This is a genomic window from Flavobacterium sp. SLB02 (assembly GCF_009664855.1).
In the GTDB taxonomy this organism is placed as follows: domain Bacteria; phylum Bacteroidota; class Bacteroidia; order Flavobacteriales; family Flavobacteriaceae; genus Flavobacterium.
Window position 1 is genome coordinate 5,993,417 of record NZ_CP045928.1, and the last position, 24,800, is coordinate 6,018,216.

General features: G+C 30.5%; 22 protein-coding genes. All 22 read left to right on the plus strand.

All coding sequences use genetic code 11. The features are described 5' to 3' along the window. Window position 1: 1 nt before the first annotated feature. The 22 genes from GIY83_RS23055 (at window position 2) to GIY83_RS23160 (ending at window position 24,764) form a co-directional block, all read left to right on the plus strand. A complete protein-coding gene (locus GIY83_RS23055) occupies window positions 2-421 on the plus strand; it encodes an adenylyltransferase/cytidyltransferase family protein (protein WP_194617172.1) in 420 nt (139 codons plus the stop codon). 6 nt (window positions 422-427) lie between these two features. Beyond that, window positions 428-1,429 carry a mannose-1-phosphate guanylyltransferase gene (locus GIY83_RS23060; protein WP_194617173.1) on the plus strand — a complete coding sequence of 334 codons (1,002 nt, stop codon included), beginning with the start codon at window positions 428-430 and terminating at the stop codon, window positions 1,427-1,429. A 12-nt stretch (window positions 1,430-1,441) separates the two neighbouring features. Beyond that, window positions 1,442-2,488 (plus strand): dTDP-glucose 4,6-dehydratase, encoded by a 1,047-nt coding sequence (gene rfbB, locus GIY83_RS23065; RefSeq protein WP_208683639.1) that lies wholly within the window; start codon window positions 1,442-1,444, stop codon window positions 2,486-2,488. A gap of 53 nt (window positions 2,489-2,541) precedes the next feature. Then, window positions 2,542-5,016, plus strand: a complete 2,475-nt coding sequence (locus GIY83_RS23070) for an SLBB domain-containing protein (RefSeq protein WP_208683640.1) — start codon at window positions 2,542-2,544, stop codon at window positions 5,014-5,016. A 7-nt stretch (window positions 5,017-5,023) separates the two neighbouring features. Continuing rightward, on the plus strand, window positions 5,024-6,097 hold the full coding sequence (locus GIY83_RS23075) for a lipopolysaccharide biosynthesis protein (RefSeq protein WP_208683644.1): 1,074 nt from the start codon (window positions 5,024-5,026) through the stop codon (window positions 6,095-6,097). Window positions 6,098-6,149: 52 nt separating this feature from the next. Next, the gene (wecB, locus tag GIY83_RS23080; protein WP_194617177.1) at window positions 6,150-7,271 is read left to right on the plus strand and encodes a non-hydrolyzing UDP-N-acetylglucosamine 2-epimerase; all 1,122 of its coding nucleotides are present in this window, start codon (window positions 6,150-6,152) and stop codon (window positions 7,269-7,271) included. 1 nt (window position 7,272) lies between these two features. Next, complete coding sequence (locus GIY83_RS23085) at window positions 7,273-8,673, plus strand: lipopolysaccharide biosynthesis protein (protein ID WP_208683648.1); 1,401 nt, start codon at window positions 7,273-7,275, stop codon at window positions 8,671-8,673. A 145-nt stretch (window positions 8,674-8,818) separates the two neighbouring features. Then, window positions 8,819-10,483, plus strand: coding sequence for an FAD-dependent oxidoreductase (locus GIY83_RS23090; protein ID WP_208683649.1), 1,665 nt, complete (start codon window positions 8,819-8,821; stop codon window positions 10,481-10,483). Between the two features lie 9 nt (window positions 10,484-10,492). Continuing rightward, window positions 10,493-11,569 (plus strand): polysaccharide pyruvyl transferase family protein, encoded by a 1,077-nt coding sequence (locus tag GIY83_RS23095; protein WP_194617181.1) that lies wholly within the window; start codon window positions 10,493-10,495, stop codon window positions 11,567-11,569. A 7-nt stretch (window positions 11,570-11,576) separates the two neighbouring features. After that, window positions 11,577-12,605 carry a hypothetical protein gene (locus tag GIY83_RS23100; RefSeq protein ID WP_194617182.1) on the plus strand — a complete coding sequence of 343 codons (1,029 nt, stop codon included), beginning with the start codon at window positions 11,577-11,579 and terminating at the stop codon, window positions 12,603-12,605. Window positions 12,606-12,648: 43 nt separating this feature from the next. After that, complete coding sequence (locus GIY83_RS23105) at window positions 12,649-13,497, plus strand: glycosyltransferase (RefSeq protein ID WP_194617183.1); 849 nt, start codon at window positions 12,649-12,651, stop codon at window positions 13,495-13,497. A gap of 49 nt (window positions 13,498-13,546) precedes the next feature. Further along, entirely contained in the window at window positions 13,547-14,554 is a 1,008-nt protein-coding gene (locus GIY83_RS23110) for an EpsG family protein (protein ID WP_208683650.1), read from the plus strand. 10 nt (window positions 14,555-14,564) lie between these two features. Continuing rightward, complete coding sequence (locus tag GIY83_RS23115) at window positions 14,565-15,650, plus strand: right-handed parallel beta-helix repeat-containing protein (RefSeq protein ID WP_208683652.1); 1,086 nt, start codon at window positions 14,565-14,567, stop codon at window positions 15,648-15,650. Window positions 15,651-15,768: 118 nt separating this feature from the next. Next, on the plus strand, window positions 15,769-16,920 hold the full coding sequence (locus GIY83_RS23120; protein ID WP_194617186.1) for a glycosyltransferase family 4 protein: 1,152 nt from the start codon (window positions 15,769-15,771) through the stop codon (window positions 16,918-16,920). Further along, entirely contained in the window at window positions 16,913-17,515 is a 603-nt protein-coding gene (locus GIY83_RS23125; RefSeq protein WP_194617187.1) for a sugar transferase, read from the plus strand. The genes GIY83_RS23120 and GIY83_RS23125 overlap by 8 nt, the downstream gene beginning before the upstream one ends. A 1-nt stretch (window position 17,516) precedes the next feature. Further along, window positions 17,517-18,164 (plus strand): acetyltransferase, encoded by a 648-nt coding sequence (locus GIY83_RS23130; RefSeq protein WP_194617188.1) that lies wholly within the window; start codon window positions 17,517-17,519, stop codon window positions 18,162-18,164. Next, entirely contained in the window at window positions 18,157-19,296 is a 1,140-nt protein-coding gene (locus tag GIY83_RS23135) for a DegT/DnrJ/EryC1/StrS aminotransferase family protein (protein ID WP_208683654.1), read from the plus strand. The genes GIY83_RS23130 and GIY83_RS23135 overlap by 8 nt, the downstream gene beginning before the upstream one ends. Before the next feature lie 31 nt (window positions 19,297-19,327). Then, a complete protein-coding gene (gene rfbC, locus GIY83_RS23140) occupies window positions 19,328-19,876 on the plus strand; it encodes a dTDP-4-dehydrorhamnose 3,5-epimerase (protein ID WP_208683656.1) in 549 nt (182 codons plus the stop codon). After that, complete coding sequence (rfbD, locus tag GIY83_RS23145) at window positions 19,876-20,721, plus strand: dTDP-4-dehydrorhamnose reductase (protein ID WP_208683658.1); 846 nt, start codon at window positions 19,876-19,878, stop codon at window positions 20,719-20,721. The genes rfbC and rfbD overlap by 1 nt, the downstream gene beginning before the upstream one ends. 74 nt (window positions 20,722-20,795) lie before the next feature. Beyond that, window positions 20,796-21,680 carry a glucose-1-phosphate thymidylyltransferase RfbA gene (gene rfbA / locus GIY83_RS23150; RefSeq protein ID WP_194617192.1) on the plus strand — a complete coding sequence of 295 codons (885 nt, stop codon included), beginning with the start codon at window positions 20,796-20,798 and terminating at the stop codon, window positions 21,678-21,680. 85 nt (window positions 21,681-21,765) lie between these two features. Next, window positions 21,766-23,733 carry a nucleoside-diphosphate sugar epimerase/dehydratase gene (locus GIY83_RS23155; protein ID WP_208683660.1) on the plus strand — a complete coding sequence of 656 codons (1,968 nt, stop codon included), beginning with the start codon at window positions 21,766-21,768 and terminating at the stop codon, window positions 23,731-23,733. Window positions 23,734-23,897: 164 nt separating this feature from the next. Further along, window positions 23,898-24,764, plus strand: a complete 867-nt coding sequence (locus GIY83_RS23160; RefSeq protein WP_208683662.1) for an ABC transporter permease — start codon at window positions 23,898-23,900, stop codon at window positions 24,762-24,764. Window positions 24,765-24,800: the final 36 nt, after the last annotated feature.

Here is a 24,800-nt window from a genome sequence, read left to right on the forward strand (position 1 = left end):
TATGAAAGTAGGAATAACTTTTAGTGCTTTTGATTTATTGCATGCCGGACATATTAAGATGTTAGAAGAAGCAAAGAGAGAATGTGATTATTTAATAGTGGGTTTGCAAACGGATCCCACACTTGATCGTCCTGACAAAAATAGTCCTTCGCAAACCGTAGTAGAAAGATATATACAACTTAAAGGTTGCAAATTTGTAGATGAAATTGTGCCTTATGCAACTGAACAAGATTTAGAAGATATTTTAAGATCCTTTAAAATAGATGTACGTATTATTGGTGATGAATATCGAGAAAAAAACTTTACAGGGCGCGCTTATTGTGAACAAAAAGGAATAGCACTTTATTTTAATGTTAGAGATCATCGATTTTCAAGTAGTAATCTTAGGAAAGAGGTTGCTGAAAAACAATTAAAAAAATAATAATATATGGGAGTGTCAATAACTCACGTTATTTTAACTGGTGGTGTAGGTAGCAGATTATGGCCGCTTTCAAGAAAAAGCCAGCCTAAGCAATATCTTGAGATATTTGAGAATAAATCTTTATTCGAGATGACGGTTGATCGTAACAGTCACTTAGTGAATAAGGTAATGGTTGTTGGAAATGTTGATAACCATCATTTAAGTGGTAAAGTGATGGATAAAACCAAAACTTGCTATGTGAATATAGTGGAAGCAACACCTCGCAATACTGCAGCTGCAATTGCTTTTGCTGCATTTGCGTCGAATCCTGATGATATATTAATTGTAACACCGTCAGATCATATTATTGATAAAATAGAAGATTATAACAAAGCAATTAATGAGGCTGTTTCAAAAGCTAAGGATGGTTTTATTGTAACTTTTGGAATTATACCTACCAAGCCAGAAACAGGATATGGTTATATCGAATCAAAAGGAGATGATGTAATTTCATTTCGTGAAAAACCAAACAAAACTACGGCAAAAGAGTTTATTGCCAGAGGTAATTTTTTATGGAATAGTGGAATGTTTTGTTTTAAAGCGAGTGTTCTTTTAGAAGAATTAAAACAATTTCAACCTGATGTTTATGAAAAATCCAAAGCTGTATGGGAAGCAAGTAAAGAAGGTTTTTTGGATTTAGATTTGTCATTAGAAATTCCATCAATTAGTATTGATTATGCTGTTATGGAACGCAGTAAAAAAATAAAAGTAGTGCCTGCAGCTTTTTCGTGGTCAGATTTAGGATCATTTGAGTCGGTTTATGATTATTTAGTGTTAAAAGGGCATCCGATAGACAAAAATGGAAATATGGTAATTGGTTCAGGTAAGCACACAACCTTTCTGGGATTAAAAAACACTATTTTTGTGTATACCGATACAGCAAATTTAATTTTGCAAAAAGAAAACTCACAAGATGTAAAGGATATTTATAATGAGTTGGAAAAAATAAATTCAGAATTATTAAATTAATTGAAATTTAAGATGAATAAAATTCTTATAACTGGAGGAGCTGGTTTTATTGGTTCACATGTAGTAAGACGTTTCGTAAAGAAATATCCTGATTATCAAATCTTCAATCTTGATGCATTGACTTATGCTGGTAATTTGGAAAATATAAAGGATATCGAAAATCAACCTAACTATAATTTTATAAAAGGTGATATTGTGGATGAGGATTTTATCAATGAACTTTTTTCGCTCCATAATTTTGATGGTGTTTTGCATTTGGCAGCAGAATCCCACGTAGATCGTTCTATTGAAGATCCACTGGTATTTATTAAGACAAATGTTATTGGAACGATGAATTTATTGAATGCTGCCAAAAATCAATGGAAAGATAATTATGGGAGTAAACGGTTTTATCATATAAGTACTGATGAGGTTTATGGTTCTTTAGGAAGTGAAGGTCTTTTTACCGAAACAACTCGTTATAATCCAAATTCACCTTATTCAGCTTCTAAGGCAAGTTCAGATCATTTTGTAAGGGCTTATGGTGAGACTTACGGGTTACCTTATGTTTTGACAAATTGTTCTAATAACTATGGCTCTTATCATTTTCCTGAAAAATTAATTCCGCTTTTTATTAATAATATCTTGAATAACAAGCCATTGCCTGTTTATGGAGATGGTAATTATACTCGTGATTGGCTATTTGTCGAAGACCATGCAATTGCAATAGATTTAGTTTTTCATGAAGGAAAGAATCACAAAACCTACAATATTGGTGGATTTAATGAATGGAAGAATATTGATTTAATAAAATTGTTATGTACTATTATGGATCAAAAGCTGGGGCGGGCAGAAGGTAAATCTCAAGAGTTGATTACCTATGTAAAGGATCGACCAGGACATGATTTGCGTTATGCAATAGATGCTTCTGAAATTAATAAAGAGTTGGGGTGGAAACCTTCAGTAACTTTTGAAGAAGGTCTTGAAAGGACAATAGATTGGTATCTAAGTAATGTAGAATGGTTAGAAAATGTAACATCAGGCATTTATAAAGATTATTATAAAAAACAGTATTCCTAAAAAAAATAAATAGTTTTATTTAAACAAGACTATAGATAAAATTATAATTTCATATGAAAAAAATAACTTACGTTCTTACGCTAATTGTGATTTCACTACTATCATTTAATGCAAATGCTCAGGACATACTTAAATCGAGAGATCTAAGTAGCGTACAAGTTGATTATTTGTCGGAGGATGATCTCGCTAAAATTAGCACTCAATTAAAAAGCAATAATGCGTCAATTGATGATGTTGAGCCAGTGGCTTTGTCGAAAGGGATGACTCAAAGTGAATTTAATAAACTTAGAATTAAACTTCTTGAGTTTGATAAAAAAAACTCTGATAAAGATGTAAAAGATAAAAATAATAATTCAAAAACTGGAACTAAAAATTCTGAATTTGGAAGAAGACAGGAAATAGTTAAAAATGATAAAGTAAAAGATTCTATTAATTCTTTAATTTTTGGTTCTGAATTATTTGATAATCCTACTTTAAATTTTGAGCCTGATTTAAAATTAGCGACTCCTATGAATTATGTTTTGGGACCAGGTGATGAATTACAGATAAGTGTATATGGAGTTCAGGAATATAATGCTAATATCCCGGTTAGTGTAGAAGGAAAAGTAAATATTGATAATGTCGGACAAATTTCTGTTTCAGGAATGTCAATTGAAGCCGCAACTCAAAAAATTAAAGCAGCAATTGCCAGAGTTTATAGTACAGTTCGTTCTGGACAATCACAGGTAAGTATAAGCTTAAGTCAAATACGTACTATTAAAGTCACTATTGTCGGCGGAAAGCAACCTGGTAACTATTCAGTTTCTTCTTTAGCTACAGTATATAATGCTTTACATTTGGCCGGTGGACCCGGGAAAAATGGGAGCTACAGAAATATAGAATTAATCAGAAATAATAAAGTCTATAAAAGTATTGATATATATAGATTTTTGGTTAAAGGAGATCAATCTGATAATGTAAGTTTGAAGGATAATGATGTTATTCGAATTCCTGCATATAGTCAACGAGTTACAGTTCAAGGAGAGGTAAAACGTTCCGGAATTTTTGAAATGAAAAAAGGAGAAAAATTTTCTGATCTGCTGAATTTTGCATCTGGTTTTAATGAATTTGCCTATACTGCATCAGTAAATGTAACGCAGAAAACAGGAAAAGAATTTAAAGTACATGATATAAATGAAAGTGAGTATAATACATATTTACCACAATCTGGTGATGTATTTAGAGTGACTAAAATTTTAAACCGATTTGAAAATCGTATTAAAATTGAAGGTGCTGTTTTTAGACCGGACTATTATTCTTATAATGAAGGAATGAGAATTTCTGATCTTATTACAAGATCCGAAGGATTAAAAGAAGACGCTTATACAAAAAGAGCAAGGATTATTCGATTAAAAAAAGATTTAACTACAGAAATTGTAAATGTAGATTTAAGTGCTGCATTATCAGGAGATTTGAATTCGGATATAGAATTGAAAAGAGAAGATATTGTGACAGTTTATTCTATTTTGGATTTCAGAGAAGAATATAAAGTAACTATTGATGGAGAAGTTAAAAATCCTGGAATTTATGAGTATTTCGAGAATTTAACTTTAAATGATCTAGTCGTTCAAGTTGGTGGCTTAACAGGTTCAGCATCTAAAAGGGTTGAAATTGCTAGAATGGTAAAGTCTGATGTCGTAAATGATGCAGATCCCAAGCGCATTGAATTGATGGAGATTGAAATTACTTCAGATAGCAACGAACAACTTAAAAATTTTGTACTAAAACCGTTTGATGTTATCAATATTCGCAAAATGGCAATTTACGAAAAACCAGAGATGGTAAAAGTGAGCGGGGCTGTAACATATCCAGGAAAATATGTTCTGGCAAATAAAAAGGAGTCTGTATACAATATTGTTATGAGGGCTGGAGGATTAAGCTCTATTGCAAATTTAGATGGCATGAGAATCAAAAGACCTGTAAAAGAAGAACAGATTCAAGAATTAGAAAGTGTAGATCTTAATTTAGATAAAAAATTAGGTTCAGAAGAACAATTAGGTTCGAAGGGAAATGATACTCTCAATTCTAAATTATCTAAAAAATTAAGAGATCAAGTGAAATTTGCTGTTATTCCGATCAACTGGGAGAAAATTATAAAAGATAAAAATCATTATTCAAACGTTACTTTATTTCCCGGGGATGAAATTGAAGTTGCAATCTTTAATGAAGGGGTTAAAGTTGCCGGAAATGTATTGCTGACATCAGAAATCCCTTACAGAAAAGGAAAAGGATTTAAATATTATATTAATGCTGTTGGAGGGGTAGACAATAAGGGCTGGAAGAAAAAGGCATATATTATCTATCCAAACGGTAATGCTTCCGTCACAAGTTCTTTCCTATTTTTTAGAGCTTATCCTTCAGTAACGCCAGGTTCTCAAATAGTGGTTCCTGAAAAGCCAGAATCGAAAAAAATGAGTACGGGAGAATGGGTTAGTATTGGTAGCGTGATAACCAGTCTGGCATTATTGATTGTAACTGCTTTTAAATAATTATTTAATGGAGAATAAAAATACTGAAAATGACGAAATTTCGTTTAAAGAATTTCTTGAAACAATAAAAGAATGGTTTGATTATTTAATTTCAAGCTGGAAAATTATTTTAATATTTGGTGTCATAGGAGCTTTTCTTGGCTTTTCATATTCTTTTGTTAAAAAACCTGTGTATATAGCTACATTGTCTTTTGCAATTGAAGATGAAAAATCAGGAGGAGGATTAGGTAGTGCATTAGGATTAGCAAGTACGCTTGGTCTGGATATTGGAGGTAGCGGTGGTAGTATTTTTACAGGTTCAAATTTAACAGAATTATTTAAATCTCGTAAAATGGTAGAGCAAACATTGTTGAGTCCTGTTAAAGTAAAGGGAAAAGTAATTTCATTGGCTGAAATGTATATAGAAAATAATAATTGGAGAGAAAGGTGGAATAATAATAGTCTATTTAAAAATTTACAGTTTCTTCCCAATAATGATCGACGAAATTTTACAAGAGTACATGATAGTATATTAGGTAATATTTATGAAAATTTAGCAAAGGGTGATTTAGATGTTGATCAGAAGGATAAAAAAATTTCTATCATTACAATGCAGGTTTTATCTAAAAATGAATTATTTGCAAAATATTTCTGCGAGGCTTTGGCAAATCAAGTTGGTAAGTTTTACATTGAAACTAAAAGCAAAAAGTCTCGAATCAATATGGATATTCTTGAAAGGCAGACCGATTCTATTCGAAAAGAGCTTGATGATGCGATTACCGGTGTAGCTGTTGCAAATGATAATATTTTCAATTTAAATCCTGCTTTAAATGTTAGACGAGCGCCATCATCAAAAAAACAAGTTGACGTCCAGGCAAATATTGCAATCTTAACAGAATTAGTAAAACAAGCAGAATTAGCCAAGGTTACTTTGCGCAAAGAAACTCCTTTAATTCAGATAATTGACAAACCAATTTTACCTCTGAAAAAGGACCAGATAGGAAAATTTAAAGGGATTTTGATTGGGGCATTTCTTTTTACATTTCTAGCTGCTTTAGTTCTTGTTATAAAAAAATATATTAGGGAATCCTTGAATTCCTAGTTGATTTACTAATTATTTTTTGATTTAATTTAATGTTTGATAACTACTATTTATGAAGATTAAGAATTTAATAATATTTGGAACTAGACCGGAAGCTATTAAAATGGCTCCTTTGGTAAAAGAATTTCAAAAAAATAAAATTGATTTTGAATCCAAAGTTTGTGTAACAGCACAACATCGAGAAATGTTAGACCAAGTGTTGGATTTTTTTGAAATTGTTCCTGATTATGACTTAAATTTAATGAAAGCTAATCAAGATTTATTTTCTTTAACAGCTGATATTATTACCGAATTAAAAGCTATCTTAGAAGATTTTAAACCAGATTACGTTTATGTTCATGGCGATACAACCACAACAATGGCTGCCAGTATAGCGGCATTTTATTCAGGAGCAAAAGTTTGCCATGTAGAAGCTGGATTACGTACTTATGATAAGCGTTCTCCATTTCCTGAAGAAATTAATAGACAAGTTACTGGACGAATTGCTGATTTTCATTTTGCGCCTACAAATGCTTCAAAAGAAAATTTATTGGCAGAGAATGTTAGTCAGGATAGTATATTAGTTACAGGAAATACTGTAATAGATGCATTATTAGAAAGTGTGGTAATTGTTGATTCAATAGATAACCAGGAAGTTGATTTTTTAAAGTCAATTGTCGATTCATCTAAAAAGCTAATCTTAGTAACCGGTCATCGACGTGAAAATCATGGAAAGGGCTTTGTAGATATTTGTGAAGCTTTAAGAGAAATTGCAATGCAGCATCCAGATGTTCAAATTGTCTATCCAGTGCATTTAAATCCTAATGTAAAAAAACCTGTATACGAGATTTTATCAAATATTTCTAATATAAAATTAATTACTCCTTTGGCTTATCCAGCATTTGTTTGGTTAATGAAAAAATCCTATTTGATTATTACTGATTCTGGCGGAGTACAAGAAGAGGCACCTAGTTTAGGTAAACCTGTTTTAGTAATGAGAAATACTACAGAAAGACCAGAAGCTGTCGATGCAGGAACTGTAATTTTAGTTGGTACTGATAAACAAAGAATAATTTCTGAAACAAATGATTTACTAGTCAACCTCGATCGTTATCAGCATATGAGTGCTTTGCATAATCCATATGGAGATGGTAATGCGTGCAAACGAATAGTTGAATTCATACGTACAAATTAAAATGGGTGAAATTCCTTCTAGTCGTCTTGGCAATAATCTTTTTAAAGAGACCTTAATCTATTCTGTAGGAAGCTTTGGATCGAAAGTTCTCTCTTTTTTACTTCTTCCTCTCTATACGTTTTTTTTGACAAAAAAAGATTTAGGTGAGTACGATATATTTATAACAACAATCACATTATTTGTTCCTCTGGTTTCTTTGCAGATATCTGATGCGGCTTATCGTTGGTTGATTGATAAAGATAAAGAAAACGAGTATTTAAAAAAACAAATAATCTCTAATTCAATGCTTGCATTTGGTGCAGGCTTTTTGTTGTTTTCTGCATTTCTGTTAATTTACTCAGAATTGGAAACGTTCCTATACAAAGGTTATTTTTTTTCTTTAATGTTCCTGAATTGTTTGCTGCCCATATTGCAAAGTATTTTAAGAGGAGAAGGACATACTAAAAAGTTTGCTGTTAATGGCCTTTTGACTACATTTTTAGTAATTGTTTTTAATGTGTTGTTTATATATGTGTTCCACTTTAAAGTTGAAGGAATTTTGCTTGCGAATGTAATAGCATATACTATAGCATGTTTATTGATTTTATTTCAAATTAATATATTTAAGTATTTTTCTTTTCAAGCTCTAAATAAAGAATTAATGAAAGAAATGTGCCATTATTCGCTTCCACTTATTCCTAATTTGATGAGTTGGTGGGTAATAGGTTCAGCAAGTAAATTTATTATATTACATTATTTAGGGACAGAAGCAAACGGAGTTTATGCAATTTCTTCAAGATTTCCGTCTATTATTGTGATAGTAAACTCCATCTTTGTGTTACCTATTCAAGATGGCTTCCTTAAAAAAGACATCAAACTTGTAGATTTTAGTAAGTTATTGGTTTATTTTTTCAAAATAGAATTTAGTATTATTGTGATCCTTATCGTTGGAGCACCTATTTACACAAAGTATGTTGTTAACTCAGAGTTTTATGAATCTTGGAGATTTATGTCTTTTTTATATTTAGGTGTTGGGTTTAATACTGTAGCTACACTAATTAGTCTTATTCACCAAAAAAGTAGATCAACCGCAAAAATAACTTTTACTACAATAATTGGAGGAGCTGTATCTATTGGTTTGTGCTTTTTATTAGTTGGAAGATGGGGGTTGTATGGAATATCGATATCTTATTTTTCTGGTTTTTTTGTTATCTTTTTGTTGAGATACTTTGATTTGAGAGAAGAGTTAAATTTAGGCATAAATGTATTTTCTTATATAATAACTTTAATTGGTGTTATTGCATTAATTTTCTTAGTAAATGTTTTAGATTTTAAATATCAGTTGCCGTTATTTGTTTTAGTACTTATACTAATTTTGTTTATTAATCGAGATTTAGTAATAAGAGTTTTAAAGAAACATTAATTCTGCTTTTTATTTTCAATCATTGGTATTGATAAGATAATTTCAATTTATTTTTTTAGTAAGATACTATATAAAATAAATTTAATGTTACATTAATTTTATTAACTTAAGAATTGAATAAATATAAACGTTTATTATTTTAAAAATGTATAGTCTAAAATTACGCTTGATCACAGTTTTAGTATTTTGTTCTTTTTTTTACCTGTCATGTTCAAAAGATAATGACGATTTATTGAATATAAAACCTATTGTACATTTCGATACTACTACAGGAGTAAAAGATATAGATACTACTAAAGAATACGATGTAGTTGTGTATGGGGGGACAGTTTCCGGTATTATGGCTGCTGCAGAGGTTATAAAATCTGGAAAAAGTGTTTTACTTATTAAACCTTCAAATACGGCTTTAGGGGGTATGACTGCAAATGGGCTTGGGGCAACTGATATTTTGAATAACTCTATATTGGGAGGGTTGACAAGAGATTTTTATAAATCCATAAAAGGCTATTACAGTAACTCTAATAGTTGGTTTGGTGGTAACTCAGGTGGATATGCAAGATACACATATGATGGAGATGTCATGATTTGGTTTGAACCCAAAGCAGCTCAATATGTTTTGCGAGACTTTATCATCAATAATGCTATTCCAATTTTACATAACGAAAGACTTGATTTAGATAAGGGAGTCACTAAAAATGACTTGAATGCTATTACTTCCATTAAAATGGAATCGGGTTTAAAAATAAAAGGTAAAATGTTTATTGATGCGACTTATGAAGGAGATCTTATGGCGAAAGCGGGTGTTTCGTATACAATTGGAAGAGAAAGCAACAGTCAATACAATGAGCGAACCAGTGGTGTTCAAAGAATGGGGAATAATGATAGAAATCAATTGCCTGACGGAATAAAACATTTTGGTACAGAGTTTCCTTTAAACTTGCCTGGTAACGGTACGGGTGATAAAAAAATACAAGCCTATTGTTATAGAATGTGCCTAACCAACGAGAGCCGAAATAGAATACAAATTGAAAAGCCTGTTGATTATAATGAAGATGATTATAATATACTTTTCGAATATCTTAAAACCTATGAGGGAAGTACTTTTTTTGATTTAGTACCAATGCCAAATTATAAAACGGACTCAAATAATTCTGGACCGATTTCGACTGATTATGTAGGTAAAAATTATAAGTACCCTGATGCAAATTATGCTGAAAGAGAAATGATAATTGCTGATCACAAACGCTATCAGATAGGACTTTTATGGACTTTAGCAAATCATCCGAAAGTTCCCGCCAGAATTCGCGATTTTTATAAAGAATGGGGATTACCAAAAGATGAATTTGTAGACACTGGCAATTGGCCAAATCAATTGTATATTAGAGAAGGGCGTAGAATGATAAGTGAATACGTTATGACAGAGAGAAATTGTACAGGTCAAATTGTTGCTGAAAGGCCTGTGGCATTTGGAGATTATGCGATGGATTCACATATAGTTCAACGTTATGTAGATAATAATGGAAATATTAAGAATGAGGGGCAATTTATGGCTAGAACTCCTAAGCCATATCCAATTGATTATCGTTCGATTGTGCCAAAAAAAGCACAATGCATAAACCTATTTGTTCCTGTTTGTTTGTCGGCATCTCGCACTGCATATAGTTCTATTAGAATGGAACCTGTGTATATGTCTCTGGGACAAGCTGCTGGTGCGGCCGCAGTATTGGCAATAGAGAATGGAACGACTGTGCAGGATTTACCTTATGATATTTTAAGGAGTATATTACTGGAAAAGAAGATGGTTTTATAATAAAAAAAAATGACAAAACTTACTATAAAAGGAGCTTACGGAGAAACTAATTTTGGAGATGATTTGTTAATGTGTGTATTTGAAAACTACTTTTTAAAAGAGTTTGATGATTTACAGTTAAATTTTGTAGGAGAAGAGAATAATTATGCCAATAAGCTTTTAATAAGCAGTACTTATTTGAAACCTAATTTTCAACCTGATTGGGAAGTTTATGGAGGAGGGACTCAATTTTTTGCTTTTCAAAGTAGCTATAATACATCTTTAATTCAAAAGATTGGTATAGCTTTTAGAAATCCTGGACTTGTAAAAAAAAAACTAAGTGATGTTTTTTTTAAAAACTGTATAAATCCTGGTAAGATCGCATTCATAGGTTTTGGAATTGGCCCTTTTTATGAAAATCAGGAAGCAATAGCTAATGCAAAACAAAAGATTGCTATGGCTGATTTTGTTGGGGTAAGAGATGAAATTTCATATCAATATTGTGCAGGTTGGAATATTCCTGCAACCTTAGGAGCAGATGTTGTTTTTTCTTCTTATTTTGAAAAACCTACTTGCATTAAATCTGAAGGTTTTAACGAAAAAAGGAAAATTGGAATTATTGTTAGAGATTGGGACTGGGAAAAATCAGGAAATAATTATATCAATGTTTTAATTGAATTTTATAAAACATACTCGGATGCAGAATTGCAATTTATTGTTTTTGCACCATCCAAAGATAAAGAATGGATTGGAAAATTAAAGAATGAGAATTTTTTAGCTTGGGATCCGGAAAAATATTCGATTGAATCATTCTTGGAGGAATTAAATATATTTGACGGATTCATAACAGCACGTTATCATGGAGCGATTATAGCTTCTTTATTAAATAAACCTGTTGTTTGTGTTGAGATAGAACCAAAGTTGAGAATATTAACAGAACAAGTGAAAGAAATAAAACTTTGGGAGAAACCCTTTAATATGCAACATTTAATTAAATTGGTTGATGAATTGAACTTTGATGTTGATTATGAAACTTCTTTGAAAGATAGAAGAGCAAATGCAGATACTATGTTGTTAGAATTTAAAAAAATATTCGCCAAAAATTAATTATAAAATGAAAGCTTTTTTTTATCTGCCTAAAAGTGCCATGAATGAGGCAACAGAATACTATACGAGTTTAATCGTAAATGCATTTCATGATTATGAAGTAGTTATTTCTCAAGAGCCATTGGTAAGTGCAGATATTGATATTATTGTAACTATTCGCGGAGGAGATCAAAAATCGTTAAAATATAAAGAAAAAAAGAAAAAATATTTTTATATTAATTGGTTTCAAGGTATTGGACCAGAGGAGTATGAGTTGTTGCATAATTACACTTTAAAGTCTAAGATTGGAAAAGTTTATTTAAGCTATTTAGAGAAAAAATGCCTTAAAAAGACAGATTTATGTTTGTTTGTTTCTAATGAAATGAGACGTTTTTATGAAAATAAATATGCTTTAAAATTTGATAAAAAATCGATTGTCATACCATGTTATAATAAGAAATTAGATGAAACTTCTTTTTTATCTGAAAAAAAATATGAGAAACTCAGTTTTGTATATGCTGGAGCTTTGTATGGCTGGCAATGTATTGAAGAAAGTCTAGTAGTTTTTAAATATATATATGAGCACGACCAATCAGCTACATTAAGCTTGCTTACGGGGCAAAAAAATGAAGCTGATGCACTAATAAAGAAATATAGCTTAAAAAATGTGTCGGTTGATTTTGTTAAACTAGAAGAGTTACAAGATGAACTAGTGAAATATAAATATGGGTTTTTAATAAGAAAAGACGATCCAATTAATAATGTTGCAACGCCAACAAAAATGAATTCCTATCTTGCTGCCGGTATTATTCCCATATATACAGACGTTGTGAAGGATTTTGAGGAAAATATTGATTTAAAAAATTATTCGATTAAATGTCGACTTGAGGAGGAAGATTTACAAGAAGTTGCAAATAAAATTATCATTTTTGATAAAAAAAACATTTTTGTTGAAGATCTAAAAAATACTTATAGGCAAGTTTTTGAAAAATATTATTCAGATGATAAATATATTACTTTGATTAGCGAGAAATTAAAGAATATAAAGAAAAGCTAAAGTTAAATCTCTCTATTGTGTTCATTTACTTTAAAATTAAAAAATGCTAGTTTCGATCGGAATTCCAATATATAATGCAGGTCAATATCTTAAACAAGCTATTGATTCTGTATTGCAGCAATCTTTTGAAGATTTTGAATTACTTTTAGTAAATGATGGCTCTACAGATGGTTCTTTAGAAATTATGAAATCTTATAATGATCCCAGAATTAAAATTATTAACGATGGCATTAATAAAGGATTAATTTTTAGACTGAATGAGATGATTCATCTTTCAAAGGGCATGTATTTTGCCAGAATGGATGCTGATGATATAATGTTTCCTGACAGAATAGAAAGGCAATTAGAAGTATTAAAACAGAACTTTGAAATTGATATAGTTTTCGGTGATGCTGTAAGTATCGATAAAGATAACCACATTTTAGGGTTTAAAAAATCTGCAGAAATAAAAATCCAAGACGATATCCTCAAAGGAATTTGTCCGATACATCCAACAGTGATGGCAAAAAGAGAAGTGTTGTTAGGTAATCCATATAAAGATGGTTTTATACAAATGGAAGATTTGGAATTATGGTATCGTTTAATAACAAAATATCGCTTTCAAAATTTGAATCATCCTTTACTTTTTTATAGAGAAGACAGTAGTAATAATTCTCAAAAGCATTTAAAAATGATTAAAGGGAAGATCAAATTTGCTGAAACTTATCATGCAACAAAATTGCAAAAATCAAAATTAGTATTAGAATCTTATTTAAAATACACTGTTTATGTTTTTTTAGAAAAAATCAAAAAAGAGCATGTTTTGTTAAATAAGCGATTTCAGTATTTAACGATATCTGAAAAAGTAGATTTTAAAAAACAACTAGATTCAATTATAGGTGCCAGAGTTTAATTTATTATACTGTTTGATTTATGTAGTAGCATCATTACTTGCAATTTGGATGTCAATTACTGTAGATTTTAAGAAAAAAAATTATCAAGTCCTAGGTAATTGTATTGTATTTTTCTTAATGTTTGCCTATATCTTTTTGTTTGGTATGCGTGCTGTAGATGTTGGTACAGATACTGAAATGTATCATTGGCAGTATACGCATTATAATGAAATAACTTATGGTACTGATGCGCCTATTGGGTTAGTATTTAGAATATTAAATATTTTTAGTGAAGATCCGCAAATTTTTCTATTTGTAATGAGTTTTTTATTTGTAGCATTAAACTTCTACACCTTAAAGAAATACACAAATTTTTACAAATCAAATTTTTTTCTTTCTGTTTTTTGCTTAATTAGTCTGTTTTTCTTTGAGTCATTAGGGATAAATATTATACGTCAGGGATTGTCGCTTGCTTTTTTTGTATTGGCTATTATTTCACGTAATATTTCACCAAAAAAGAAATTTCGATGGATTTTATTTTTTGTACTGGCGGTATGCTTTCATTTTACAAGCCTTATACCAGTTTTTTTATACTTATTGGTTAGTTATTTTAAGAAAATACGCCTGTTTTATTATTATTGTTTATATTTAATTTCTGTTCTTTTATCGGCCGCGAGTATAAGCGTTTTGTCGTTTAAAGATTATTTTATTGGATTTTTATTGCTTGACGAAAGAAGGGGCGGATACCTGGAGGGAAATGATTCTTCATATTCAGTGGGATTCAAACCGCAGTTTGTTGCATTTAATACTATATTTTTAATTTTATTTATATACTTGAATAAGTTTGAAAAGAATGATTTTTATGAAAATTTATTGAAGTATTATATTCTTATTAGTGCAGTGTTTTATATGATGTTCCAAATTCCTTTTTCTGATAGATGGGGCGTAATGTCTTGGTGTGTTATTCCGTTTTTATTTGCACCTATGTTTAAAGTCTATCAAAATAGAATAAGTTTTAGAGCAACTTTTTCTGTACTTTTTTTAATGTTTATTTTTATTTTTTTTCAAACTAGATAATTCCAAACTTATGAAAACTGCTGATTTTTTAAAAACATTATTTCTATGTTTAGTTTTTTCTCAGTTGTCAAATGCTCAAAATCATGAGTATCGTACTGTATCTAAACAGCTTGTAAATAAGTATTACAAGGGGTACTATAATTATACCTTCCCAAATGACAGTTATAACCTTGAAAAGAGTCTGCCGGGAAATCCTAATAAAAAGGCAACAGTTGATTATACGCAAAAACTGCAGGATGCGATTAATAAGTATCCTGTCGTTATAATGCCTAACTTTCCTGTTTTAATTAATAGTAATGGTCTTATCATTCCTTCAAATAGAAAAATATATTTTAATAGATATTCAAAAGTTATATATAGAGGTCCGGCAAAAGGTAGGTTGAGTGATATTATAAAAGTTTATAATGCTTCAAATGTAAAAATTTACAATGCAAATATTGTTGGTAGCAGAAAAGAAAAGAGCGACCAAGCTGGAGAATGGAGTGCAGGTATTTGTGTTTTAAATAGTTTAAATGTTGAAATTTATAATTTTCAAATAAAAGATACTTGGGGAGATGGAGTTTTTGTAGGTTCAGAAGATGGCAAAGTAAGCTCAAATATTGTTATTAAAAACGGATCAATAGATAATGCGAGAAGGGATGGTATATCAATTACTTCTGCAAATAATTTACATATAGATTCTGTTTTTATTTCTAATACTTTTGGAACTCTTCCTATGAACGGTATTCAAATTGAGCCTAGTTTGTACAAAGAAACTCTTAAAGATGTTAATTTAAGTAATATTTATACTTTTAATAATCCAGGGGGATTCTGTATCAATTTGCAAGCTTTTTCGATTAAAAATAATCCACAAAAAGAAGTAAGTATTACGATGCAAAATTATACAGATGATGGATCTAATTACTCATTCGGCACATCCATAAATGATGATAATTCAATTCAAAATCCAATAGGAACAATTACGATCATTAATGCGGTGTGGAAAAATCCTAAAAAAGATTTTTATTGGAGAAATTCAAGCAAATATGAAGTAAAAATTGTTTTGGATAAAGTGAAAAAATATAAAAATAACGTACTAATTAATAAAGAGAACTAGCTTTTCGTTGAGACTATTCATGATTTAATAGTCTTAGATACAAGGGGTAGAGAAAAAATAAAGTTGTTTCGTTATTAAACAACGTAGTTGAAATGATTAATGAAGTTTGAATTGTAAAATGAATAAAATTATCCGGTTGTCCACCGTTCCAATATCACTGAATGTTTTATTAAAAGGACAGTTAGAATTTTTAAATAAACATTATAATGTTATTGCTGTTTCAGGAAAAGGTATTGATTTGAATCAAGTTGTTAGTAGAGAAGGTGTTGAAGTGTTTTCTGTTGAAATGGAGAGAAAAATTTCACCTGTAAAAGATTTCGTTTCTTTAGTTAAATTATATTTTTATTTTAAAAAAGAACGACCACTCATAGTACATTCAATTACGCCGAAAGCTGGATTATTAAGTATGACAGCAGCTAAATTCGCGGGTGTTCCAATTCGTATACATACTTTCACCGGGCTGATATTTCCTTCGAAGCAGGGACTATTTCAGAAAATACTTATTTTGATGGATAAGCTATTATGTCTCTGGGCAACAAATATTTATCCAGAGGGTGAGGGAGTTAAGAATGATTTGATAAACTATAAGATTACTAAAAAGCCTTTGAAGGTTATTGGTAATGGAAATGTTAATGGAATAGATACGAATTATTTTAATCCTGGACTGTTTAACTTGCAAGATATCATCCAGGAAAGAAATAAGTTAGGTATCTCAGAAAATGATTTTGTTTTTGTCTTTGTAGGGCGCTTAGTCAAAGACAAAGGAATTAATGAACTAATAAATGCATTTTCTAAATTTCAATATAATTACAAAAACGTAAAACTATTATTAGTTGGACCCTTTGAGGACGATTTAGATCCTTTGAATACTGAAACTATAAAAACAATAAAAGAATCTGAAAACATTATTAGTGTTGGTTTTCAAAATGATGTTAGGGCTTACTATGCAATGGCTGATACATTGGTTTTTCCAAGTTATAGAGAAGGATTTCCTAATGTTGTTATGCAGGCGGGAGCTATGGGATTACCAAGTATTGTTACAAATATTAATGGTTGTAATGAAATTATCATAGAGCACGAAAACGGAATAATTATTCCTGTGAAAGACTCAGCCTCTATTTATGATGCGATGGAAAAAATGTTAACCGATAAAGAATATTGTTATAAACTTGGAACTAACGCACGGATAAGTATTATTTCCCGGTATGAACAGCAGTTAGTTTGGAACGCTATTTTGTCAGAATATAAAAGTTTAGAAAAAAATGTATAATGTTTATTTAAAAAGAGTAATTGATTTTATGTGTGCTTCATTGGGATTGTTATTCTTGAGTCCGCTTTTGATATTAGTTACTATTTGTTTATTTATTGTTAATCATGGGAAACCTTTTTTTATTCAAAGGCGCCCGGGGAAAAATGGAAAAATATTTAAGATCGTAAAATTTAAAACGATGACGGATAAGAAGGATGTAAATGGGAAACTTCTATCTGATGCTGACAGATTGACAAAATTTGGTTCATTTGTTAGAAAAACTTCTTTGGATGAAATTCCACAATTAATTAATGTATTAATTGGAGATATGAGCTTGATAGGTCCGAGGCCATTATTACCTGAATATTTACGTTTGTATGATGATTTTCAGAAGAGAAGACATAATGTTAAGCCTGGAATTACAGGCTGGGCCCAAGTAAATGGAAGGAATGCCATTAGTTGGAATCAAAAATTTGAATATGACGTTTGGTATGTTGATAATATATCATTCATTTTAGATTTAAAAATATTTATAAAGACAATTAGTAAAGTAATTATTAGAGAAGGAATTAGCTCAGATAATTCCGTAACAACAGAAGCATTTAAAGGAAATTAATATGAAGAATATTGTAATTATTGGAGCAGGAGGATTTGGTCGTGAAGTAAAAATGTTGATTGATCAAATAAATCTGGTAGAGAAGAAGTTTAACTTATTAGGGTTTTATGATGATAATATTTCTATTGGAACCCAAGTAAATGGATACCCTGTTTTAGGAGGTGTAAATGATCTAATGATTTATAATAATGAGATAAGCGTTGTCATTTCTATTGCTGATCCAAAAATAAAATTCCAAATACATAAATCATTAAAAATAAATTCTAATATTTCCTTCCCAACTTTAATACATCCAAATGTTTTAATTGGAACAGACTCTGTTTTAATAGGAGAGGGATGTATTATTTGTGCTTCTAACATTATTACAGTAAATATTAGTATAGGTAATTTTGTGATACTTAACCTTTTTTGTACAACAGGACATGATACTGTCATAGGAGATTATTGTTCTTTTATGCCTTCCGTCAATATTTCAGGAGAAGTTGTAATAGAAGACTTAGTTTATGTGGGTACTGGAGCAAAAATTATTAACTTATTAAAAATAGGTAATTCAACTATTATTGGAGCTGGGGCGGTTGTTTCAAAAACTCTTCCGGAAAAATGTACAGCAGTTGGAATACCGGCAAAGCCAATTAAATTTCATGAATAATTCAAAAATATGGCTTTCTTCTCCACATATGGGAGGAAGCGAACAAAAGTATGTACAAGAAGCTTTTGATACAAATTGGGTAGCTCCTCTAGGACCAAATGTAAATGGTTTTGAAGATGATTTAGAAAAATACTTAAATGAAGGAGTTAAAGTAGGAGCTTTAAGTTCCGGAACAGCTGCAATTCATTTAGGGTTAATACTTTTAGGGGTAAAGCAAGGAGATGAAGTTATATGTCAAAGTATGACCTTTTCAGCATCGGCAAATCCGATTATGTATCAAGGGGCGACACCCGTTTTTGTTGATAGTGAATTGGAAACATGGAATATGTGTCCAGTTTCTTTAGAAAAAGCAATTGTAGATAGAATTTCAAATGGAAAAAAACCAAAAGCTATAATTGCTGTTCATCTTTATGGTATGCCTTATAAAGTTGAAGAAATACACGCTGTTGCCCTTAAATATGAAATACCTGTTTTAGAAGATAGCGCAGAGGCTTTGGGAAGTCATTATAAAAATAAAAGATGCGGTACCTTTGGTGATATTGCAGCACTTTCTTTTAATGGAAATAAAATTATTACAACTTCTGGTGGAGGCGCCATTGTAACAAAGGATAAAGAAACAAAAGATAAAGCTGTTTTCCTTTCCACTCAAGCAAGAGATAATGCGCCTCATTATCAGCATAGTGAAGTAGGATTTAATTATAGAATGAGTAACATTTGTGCAGGTATTGGTCGTGGACAGATGGAAGTGTTGAATAAACATATCTTACTTAGAAGAAAAATGCATCATTTTTATAAAGATTATTTTAAAAGTATTGAAGGAGTATTTGTCTTAACAGAAATAAATGATGATTATTTTTCAAACCACTGGTTATCTGCAATTACAATTGATCCAAAAAAGCTAAATGGCAAGACTAGAGAAGATTTAAGGTTAGCTTTAGAAGAAGAAAACATTGAAAGTCGCCCTTTATGGAAACCTATGCATTTGCAACCTATTTTTGAAAAGTATCCTTATTATGGCGAAAAAATAGCTGAAACTTTATTTGAAAATGGACTATGTCTGCCATCGGGCTCAAATTTGGTTGACCACGATCAAGAAAGAATAAAAAATGTCTTAGATGTTTTTTTTAAATAATTTTTAATGCTGTTCAGTATTGTATTTTAATATGAAAGTTAAAGAAACATTTATAAAAGATTTAGTAATTATAGAGCCTGTTATTTTTGGAGATGAGCGAGGTTATTTTTTTGAATCGTACAGCAAAACTAAATTTGAAGATTTGGGTATTTTTATTGACTTTGTTCAGGATAATCAATCTTTTTCTAAAAAAGGTACTTTAAGAGGGTTGCATTATCAAAATCCACCTTTTGCACAAACAAAATTACTTAGTGTAACTCAAGGAAAAATTATAGATGTTGCTGTAGATTTACGAAAAGATTCTTCAACCTATGGAAAATCATTTAGTGTTTTATTATCAGCCGAAAATAAAAAGCAATTGTTAGTTCCTCAAGGTTTTGCTCATGGGTTTTCTGTAATAAGTGAAACAGCATCAGTAATATATAAATGTGATCAATTTTATAATAAAGCTTCTGAAGGTGGAATTAAATTTGACGATCCATCTTTAAATATTGATTGGGGAATGGATTTAAAGGATGCAGTTGTTTCTCAAAAAGATCAAGTACTTCCTTTTATTGATAATTGTAATAGCTTGTTTTAATGATGAAAATTTTGGTAACAGGAGCAAACGGACAGTTAGGTTCTGAATTAAATGTTTTATCATTAAATTATTATCAATATGAATGGATTTTTGCTGATAGAACTCAAATTACTTTAGATGATTTAGATATCCTTGAAATTCAACTAAATCAAATTCAACCTGATGTAATTTTTAATTGTGGTGCCTATACAGCAGTTGATAAAGCAGAAACTGAAAAAGAATTAGCTTTTACAATTAACCATCTAGCCGTAGAGTTAATTGCAAAATATACCCGAGAGAATAATGCAAAACTAATTCATGTTTCTACAGACTATGTATTTGATGGAACTTCGTCAATATCCTTAAATGAAGAGGGAAAAACTAATCCTATAAATGTGTATGGAGCAAGTAAAAGAGCAGGTGAAATTGCTTGTTTGAAGGAAAATCCAAATTCAATTATTATCCGAACTTCATGGGTCTACAGTAAATTTGGAAATAATTTCGTAAAGACTATGCAGCGATTAATGCAGGAAAGAGAGGCGATCAATGTGGTAAACGATCAAATAGGTTCTCCAACATACGCTGCGGATCTTGCCAGAGCAATGATTGATATTTTGGAATTTCCAGAATGGATACCGGGAATTTACAATTATTCTAATGAAGGTGAAATAAGTTGGTTTGAATTTGCGTTGAGTATAAAAGAATTTGGTGGATACAATTGCAATATTGCAGGGATAACATCAGCATCATATCCAACTCCTGCAAAACGCCCCGAGTTTTCATTATTAGATAAGAAAAAAATTAAAACTCTTTATAATCTGGATATTCCAAATTATAAAGAAAGCTTGAAAAAAATGTTTATATAAAATAAGTAAAGATGATTAAGATTTGGTTTTAGCACTTCAGTAATTAAGAAATCTAAAATCTAAAATCAAAATATATGAAAGGAATTATTTTAGCCGGAGGTTCTGGCACACGTTTACATCCATTGACACTTGCGATGAGCAAACAAATGATGCCTGTATATGATAAACCAATGATCTATTATCCGTTGTCTACTTTGATGATGTCAGGGCTCAGTGAAATTTTGATTATTTCTACTCCACATGACTTGCCAAATTTCAAAAAATTATTAGGCGATGGCTCTAATTTAGGGTGTAAGTTTAGTTATGCAGAACAGGCAATTCCAAATGGTTTAGCTCAGGCTTTTGTGATTGGAGAAGAGTTTATCGGTAGTGATGATGTTGCTTTGATATTGGGAGATAATATCTTTTTTGGATCTAATATGCAGGAACTTTTAAAATCAAATACAAAGCCCAATGGTGGTGTTGTCTTTGCTTATCATGTGTCCGATCCGGAAAGATATGGAGTAGTTGAGTTCGATGAAAATTTCAAAGCGATTTCTATTGAGGAGAAACCAGAAGAGCCTAAATCTAATTATGCTGTTCCGGGATTATATTTCTACGATAATTCGGTTGTAGAAATTGCCAAAAATATTAAACCAAGTGCTCGTGGCGAATATGAAATTACCGATGTTAATAAGGTATATTTAGAAAAAGAAGCTTTAAAAGTAGGAATATTAAGCAGAGGCACAGCATGGTTAGATACGGGAACTTTTAATAGTTTGATGCAGGCAGGACAATTTGTTCAGGTTCTTGAAGAAAGACAAGGACTTAAAGTAGGCTGTATTGAAGAGATTGCCTGGAGACAAGGTTTTATTAATGATGCCCAATTAGAAAAATTAGCATTTCCTTTATTAAAGTCAGGATACGGAACTTATTTAGTTGATTTAATAAAACGAAAGAGAAAAGGAGTTAAAATTTAATTTATGTTAATAAATAATTATTTTAAAACCTTTAATTCGTATTTTTGTAAGTCATACAAATTTTACAAAATTAAACTGAACCAAATTGGATACAGATAAATCAAACCAAATAGCCTCCTTGTTACTTAATTCTTTCTCACCAAGAAATTTGAGAGCAAGTATAAATAGCCTCAGTTATTTACCAAGATGGATCATTATCGCGATAGATATAATGGTTCTGATCTTTGCATTTACATTTACTTACATGTTGTTTGAGGGAACAGCTTTAGGTTACATTATAACTCCCCATCATTTTTACTTTGTTACCAGCTTAATTGTTGTAAATGTTTTTTTCTTTTGGCTATTTAGAACTTATTCAGGAATTATTCGACATTCATCTTACATTGATGCTATAAAACTGCTCTTTTCTCAAATGTCAGTTTTGGTGTTTTTTTTATTTTTAAATTTAGTTTTTGAACTCTATACGGGATACAAAGCATTTTTAAATACCGCTCTATTTATTAATTTAGTATTGTCATTTTGTGGTTTGTTTTTGTATCGTGTGGTAGTAAAACAAACTTTTGAGTTGTATTTTTCAGAGAAGACCAATTCTAAATTAATTAGAACTATAATTTACGGAACAGATGCTAATGCAATTTCAGTAGCAAATGCATTGAAATTCGAAACTCCTTCTCGATTTAAAATTGTTGGTTTTGTTGACAAAAATAATCAGAATGCATCGAAGAGAATGTTAGATTTACCAATTCTGATTTTAAGAAAAAAATTGCCAGCTTTAATGCGCTCTGTAGCTGCAGAAGGTGTTATTATAGCTGATAAAAGTTTATCTAAAGAAGAACAATTAATTATTGTTGATCAATGTTTAGAATTCAATTATAGGGTGTATACTGTACCTTTAATTTCAGATTGGGAAAACCAAAAAGAAATTTCCCAAAAAGTAAAAAATATTCAGATTGAAGATTTACTCGAAAGAAAACCCATAGTTCTGGATAGTAAATCGATCTCTAAACAATTAAAAGACAAAACGGTTCTTATTACCGGAGCAGCAGGATCAATTGGAAGTGAAATAGTAAGACAGGTTTTAGGATTTAATCCTAAGATGGTTATTATTCTGGACCATGCTGAGACACCACTTCATAATTTGTGTCTAGAAACTTTAGCTTTGAATTCGGGATCAAAAATTGTTGCTGTAATTGCTGATGTAAGAAGTAAGAAAGCGTTAGATAAAGTTTTTAAAAGTTATAATCCTCATGTTGTTTTTCATGCAGCAGCTTACAAACATGTTCCTTTGATGGAGGAGAATCCGTCGCAAGCTATTCAAACCAATATTAAAGGAACTAAGAATCTGGCAGATTTATCGTGTAAGTATCGTGTGAGGAAATTTGTTATGGTATCCACAGATAAAGCGGTTAATCCTAGTAATGTTATGGGGGCCAGTAAACGAATAGCAGAGAAATACGTTCAGTCGCTATATTTAAAAAATCAAAAAGAGAACGTTCAAGGCGTGACTAAATTTATTACTACCCGTTTTGGTAATGTTTTAGGCTCAAACGGATCTGTTGTTCCTCTGTTTACAAAGCAAATTGCGGAAGGAGGTCCAGTTACGATTACTCATCAGGATATTATTCGTTATTTTATGACGATTCCTGAAGCTTGTCAGTTGGTATTAGAAGCGGGTGCAATGGGTAATGGAGGTGAGATTTATATTTTTGACATGGGTAAACCCGTAAAAATAATCGATCTGGCGAAAAAAATGATAAAACTGGCAGGATTTATTCCGGATAAAGAAATCAAGATTAAAATTGTTGGTCTAAGACCAGGCGAAAAACTATATGAAGAATTATTAAATGATACTTCTAAGACTTTGCCAACTTATCATAACAAAATTATGATTGCTCAGGAAATACAAGATGAATATGAAAATTTGCATATCGAAATCGATGAACTTATAGGTATTGCTGATTTCTACGATAATGATGATATTGTTACTAAAATGAAAAAAATTGTTCCTGAATTTAAAAGTATGAATTCTGCTTTCGAGGTATTAGATAAGTAGTTTCTTATGATAAGGTGAATTTTGGATTCAAATGATATTAAAAAGGTGTTTTTTTTATAAAACGCCTTTTTGCTTTTATAATAATTTATAAGCGAATAAAAATCTTGTTAATTAAATGAATCTTGCTTTTTAAGAACTATTTCGGTTAATTAGTGTAAAATAAAATGAACGACAACAATACCCCAAATGATTGGTTGTTTGAAATAACACCTAAAAATAAATTCTTTTCACTAAACCTGAAAGAAGTTTGGCAATACAGAGATTTGTTATTGCTCTTTGTAAAACGCGATGTTATTACTGTTTACAAACAAACGGTTTTAGGGCCACTTTGGTATTTAATCCAGCCCTTATTTACCTCGGTTACTTTTACAATAATATTCAATAACGTCGCCGGTATCGATACGGGTACTGTTCCTCCATTTTTATTTAATTTAGCAGGAATAACCGTTTGGAATTATTTTACAGCATGTTTAACAGGAACGTCGGATACTTTTAAAGCGAATGCTGCGATATTTGGAAAAGTATATTTTCCTCGAATTATTACGCCTCTATCGGTTGTGATTTCTAATTTAGTAAAATTCGGAATTCAATTTTTAATATTTATTGGCTTCTATATTTTCTATTATTTTCAAGGTGCGAATTTAAGTTTAAACAGTTTAATTTTATTCTTCCCTATTTTAATTGTTATAATGGGAATTTTAGGCTTGGGATTAGGAATGCTTATTTCGGCAATGGTTACAAAATATCGTGATTTTAGTCACTTAATTAGTTTTGGGATACAGTTATTAATGTATTTATCTGCAGTAATGTATCCAATGGAGTTAATTAAGGATAAATTACCTAGTTACGGTTGGCTTGTCGAATATAACCCATTAGCGTATATAATAGAAACGGCTCGCTATATGCTTTTGGATGTTGGAGAAGTGTCATTCTTAGGATTATCCTATACTTTAGTTGTTACTATTTTAGTATTTTTTATAGGACTTTTAGTTTTCAACAAAACAGAAAAAAGTTTTATAGATACTGTTTAGAATTGAATATTAAAAACGGTTTACTTCACTTACCAT

What these genes read in the sequence shown, in the direction of transcription:
- GIY83_RS23055 (WP_194617172.1), top strand. Translation starts at nt 2, where the DNA reads ATGAAAGTAGGAATAACTTTTAGTGCTTTTGATTTATTGCATGCCGGA.
- GIY83_RS23060 (WP_194617173.1), top strand. Translation starts at nt 428, where the DNA reads ATGGGAGTGTCAATAACTCACGTTATTTTAACTGGTGGTGTAGGTAGC.
- rfbB (WP_208683639.1), top strand. Translation starts at nt 1,442, where the DNA reads ATGAATAAAATTCTTATAACTGGAGGAGCTGGTTTTATTGGTTCACAT.
- GIY83_RS23070 (WP_208683640.1), top strand. Translation starts at nt 2,542, where the DNA reads ATGAAAAAAATAACTTACGTTCTTACGCTAATTGTGATTTCACTACTA.
- GIY83_RS23075 (WP_208683644.1), top strand. Translation starts at nt 5,024, where the DNA reads ATGGAGAATAAAAATACTGAAAATGACGAAATTTCGTTTAAAGAATTT.
- wecB (WP_194617177.1), top strand. Translation starts at nt 6,150, where the DNA reads ATGAAGATTAAGAATTTAATAATATTTGGAACTAGACCGGAAGCTATT.
- GIY83_RS23085 (WP_208683648.1), top strand. Translation starts at nt 7,273, where the DNA reads ATGGGTGAAATTCCTTCTAGTCGTCTTGGCAATAATCTTTTTAAAGAG.
- GIY83_RS23090 (WP_208683649.1), top strand. Translation starts at nt 8,819, where the DNA reads ATGTATAGTCTAAAATTACGCTTGATCACAGTTTTAGTATTTTGTTCT.
- GIY83_RS23095 (WP_194617181.1), top strand. Translation starts at nt 10,493, where the DNA reads ATGACAAAACTTACTATAAAAGGAGCTTACGGAGAAACTAATTTTGGA.
- GIY83_RS23100 (WP_194617182.1), top strand. Translation starts at nt 11,577, where the DNA reads ATGAAAGCTTTTTTTTATCTGCCTAAAAGTGCCATGAATGAGGCAACA.
- GIY83_RS23105 (WP_194617183.1), top strand. Translation starts at nt 12,649, where the DNA reads ATGCTAGTTTCGATCGGAATTCCAATATATAATGCAGGTCAATATCTT.
- GIY83_RS23110 (WP_208683650.1), top strand. Translation starts at nt 13,547, where the DNA reads ATGTCAATTACTGTAGATTTTAAGAAAAAAAATTATCAAGTCCTAGGT.
- GIY83_RS23115 (WP_208683652.1), top strand. Translation starts at nt 14,565, where the DNA reads ATGAAAACTGCTGATTTTTTAAAAACATTATTTCTATGTTTAGTTTTT.
- GIY83_RS23120 (WP_194617186.1), top strand. Translation starts at nt 15,769, where the DNA reads ATGAATAAAATTATCCGGTTGTCCACCGTTCCAATATCACTGAATGTT.
- GIY83_RS23125 (WP_194617187.1), top strand. Translation starts at nt 16,913, where the DNA reads ATGTATAATGTTTATTTAAAAAGAGTAATTGATTTTATGTGTGCTTCA.
- GIY83_RS23130 (WP_194617188.1), top strand. Translation starts at nt 17,517, where the DNA reads ATGAAGAATATTGTAATTATTGGAGCAGGAGGATTTGGTCGTGAAGTA.
- GIY83_RS23135 (WP_208683654.1), top strand. Translation starts at nt 18,157, where the DNA reads ATGAATAATTCAAAAATATGGCTTTCTTCTCCACATATGGGAGGAAGC.
- rfbC (WP_208683656.1), top strand. Translation starts at nt 19,328, where the DNA reads ATGAAAGTTAAAGAAACATTTATAAAAGATTTAGTAATTATAGAGCCT.
- rfbD (WP_208683658.1), top strand. Translation starts at nt 19,876, where the DNA reads ATGATGAAAATTTTGGTAACAGGAGCAAACGGACAGTTAGGTTCTGAA.
- rfbA (WP_194617192.1), top strand. Translation starts at nt 20,796, where the DNA reads ATGAAAGGAATTATTTTAGCCGGAGGTTCTGGCACACGTTTACATCCA.
- GIY83_RS23160 (WP_208683662.1), top strand. Translation starts at nt 23,898, where the DNA reads ATGAACGACAACAATACCCCAAATGATTGGTTGTTTGAAATAACACCT.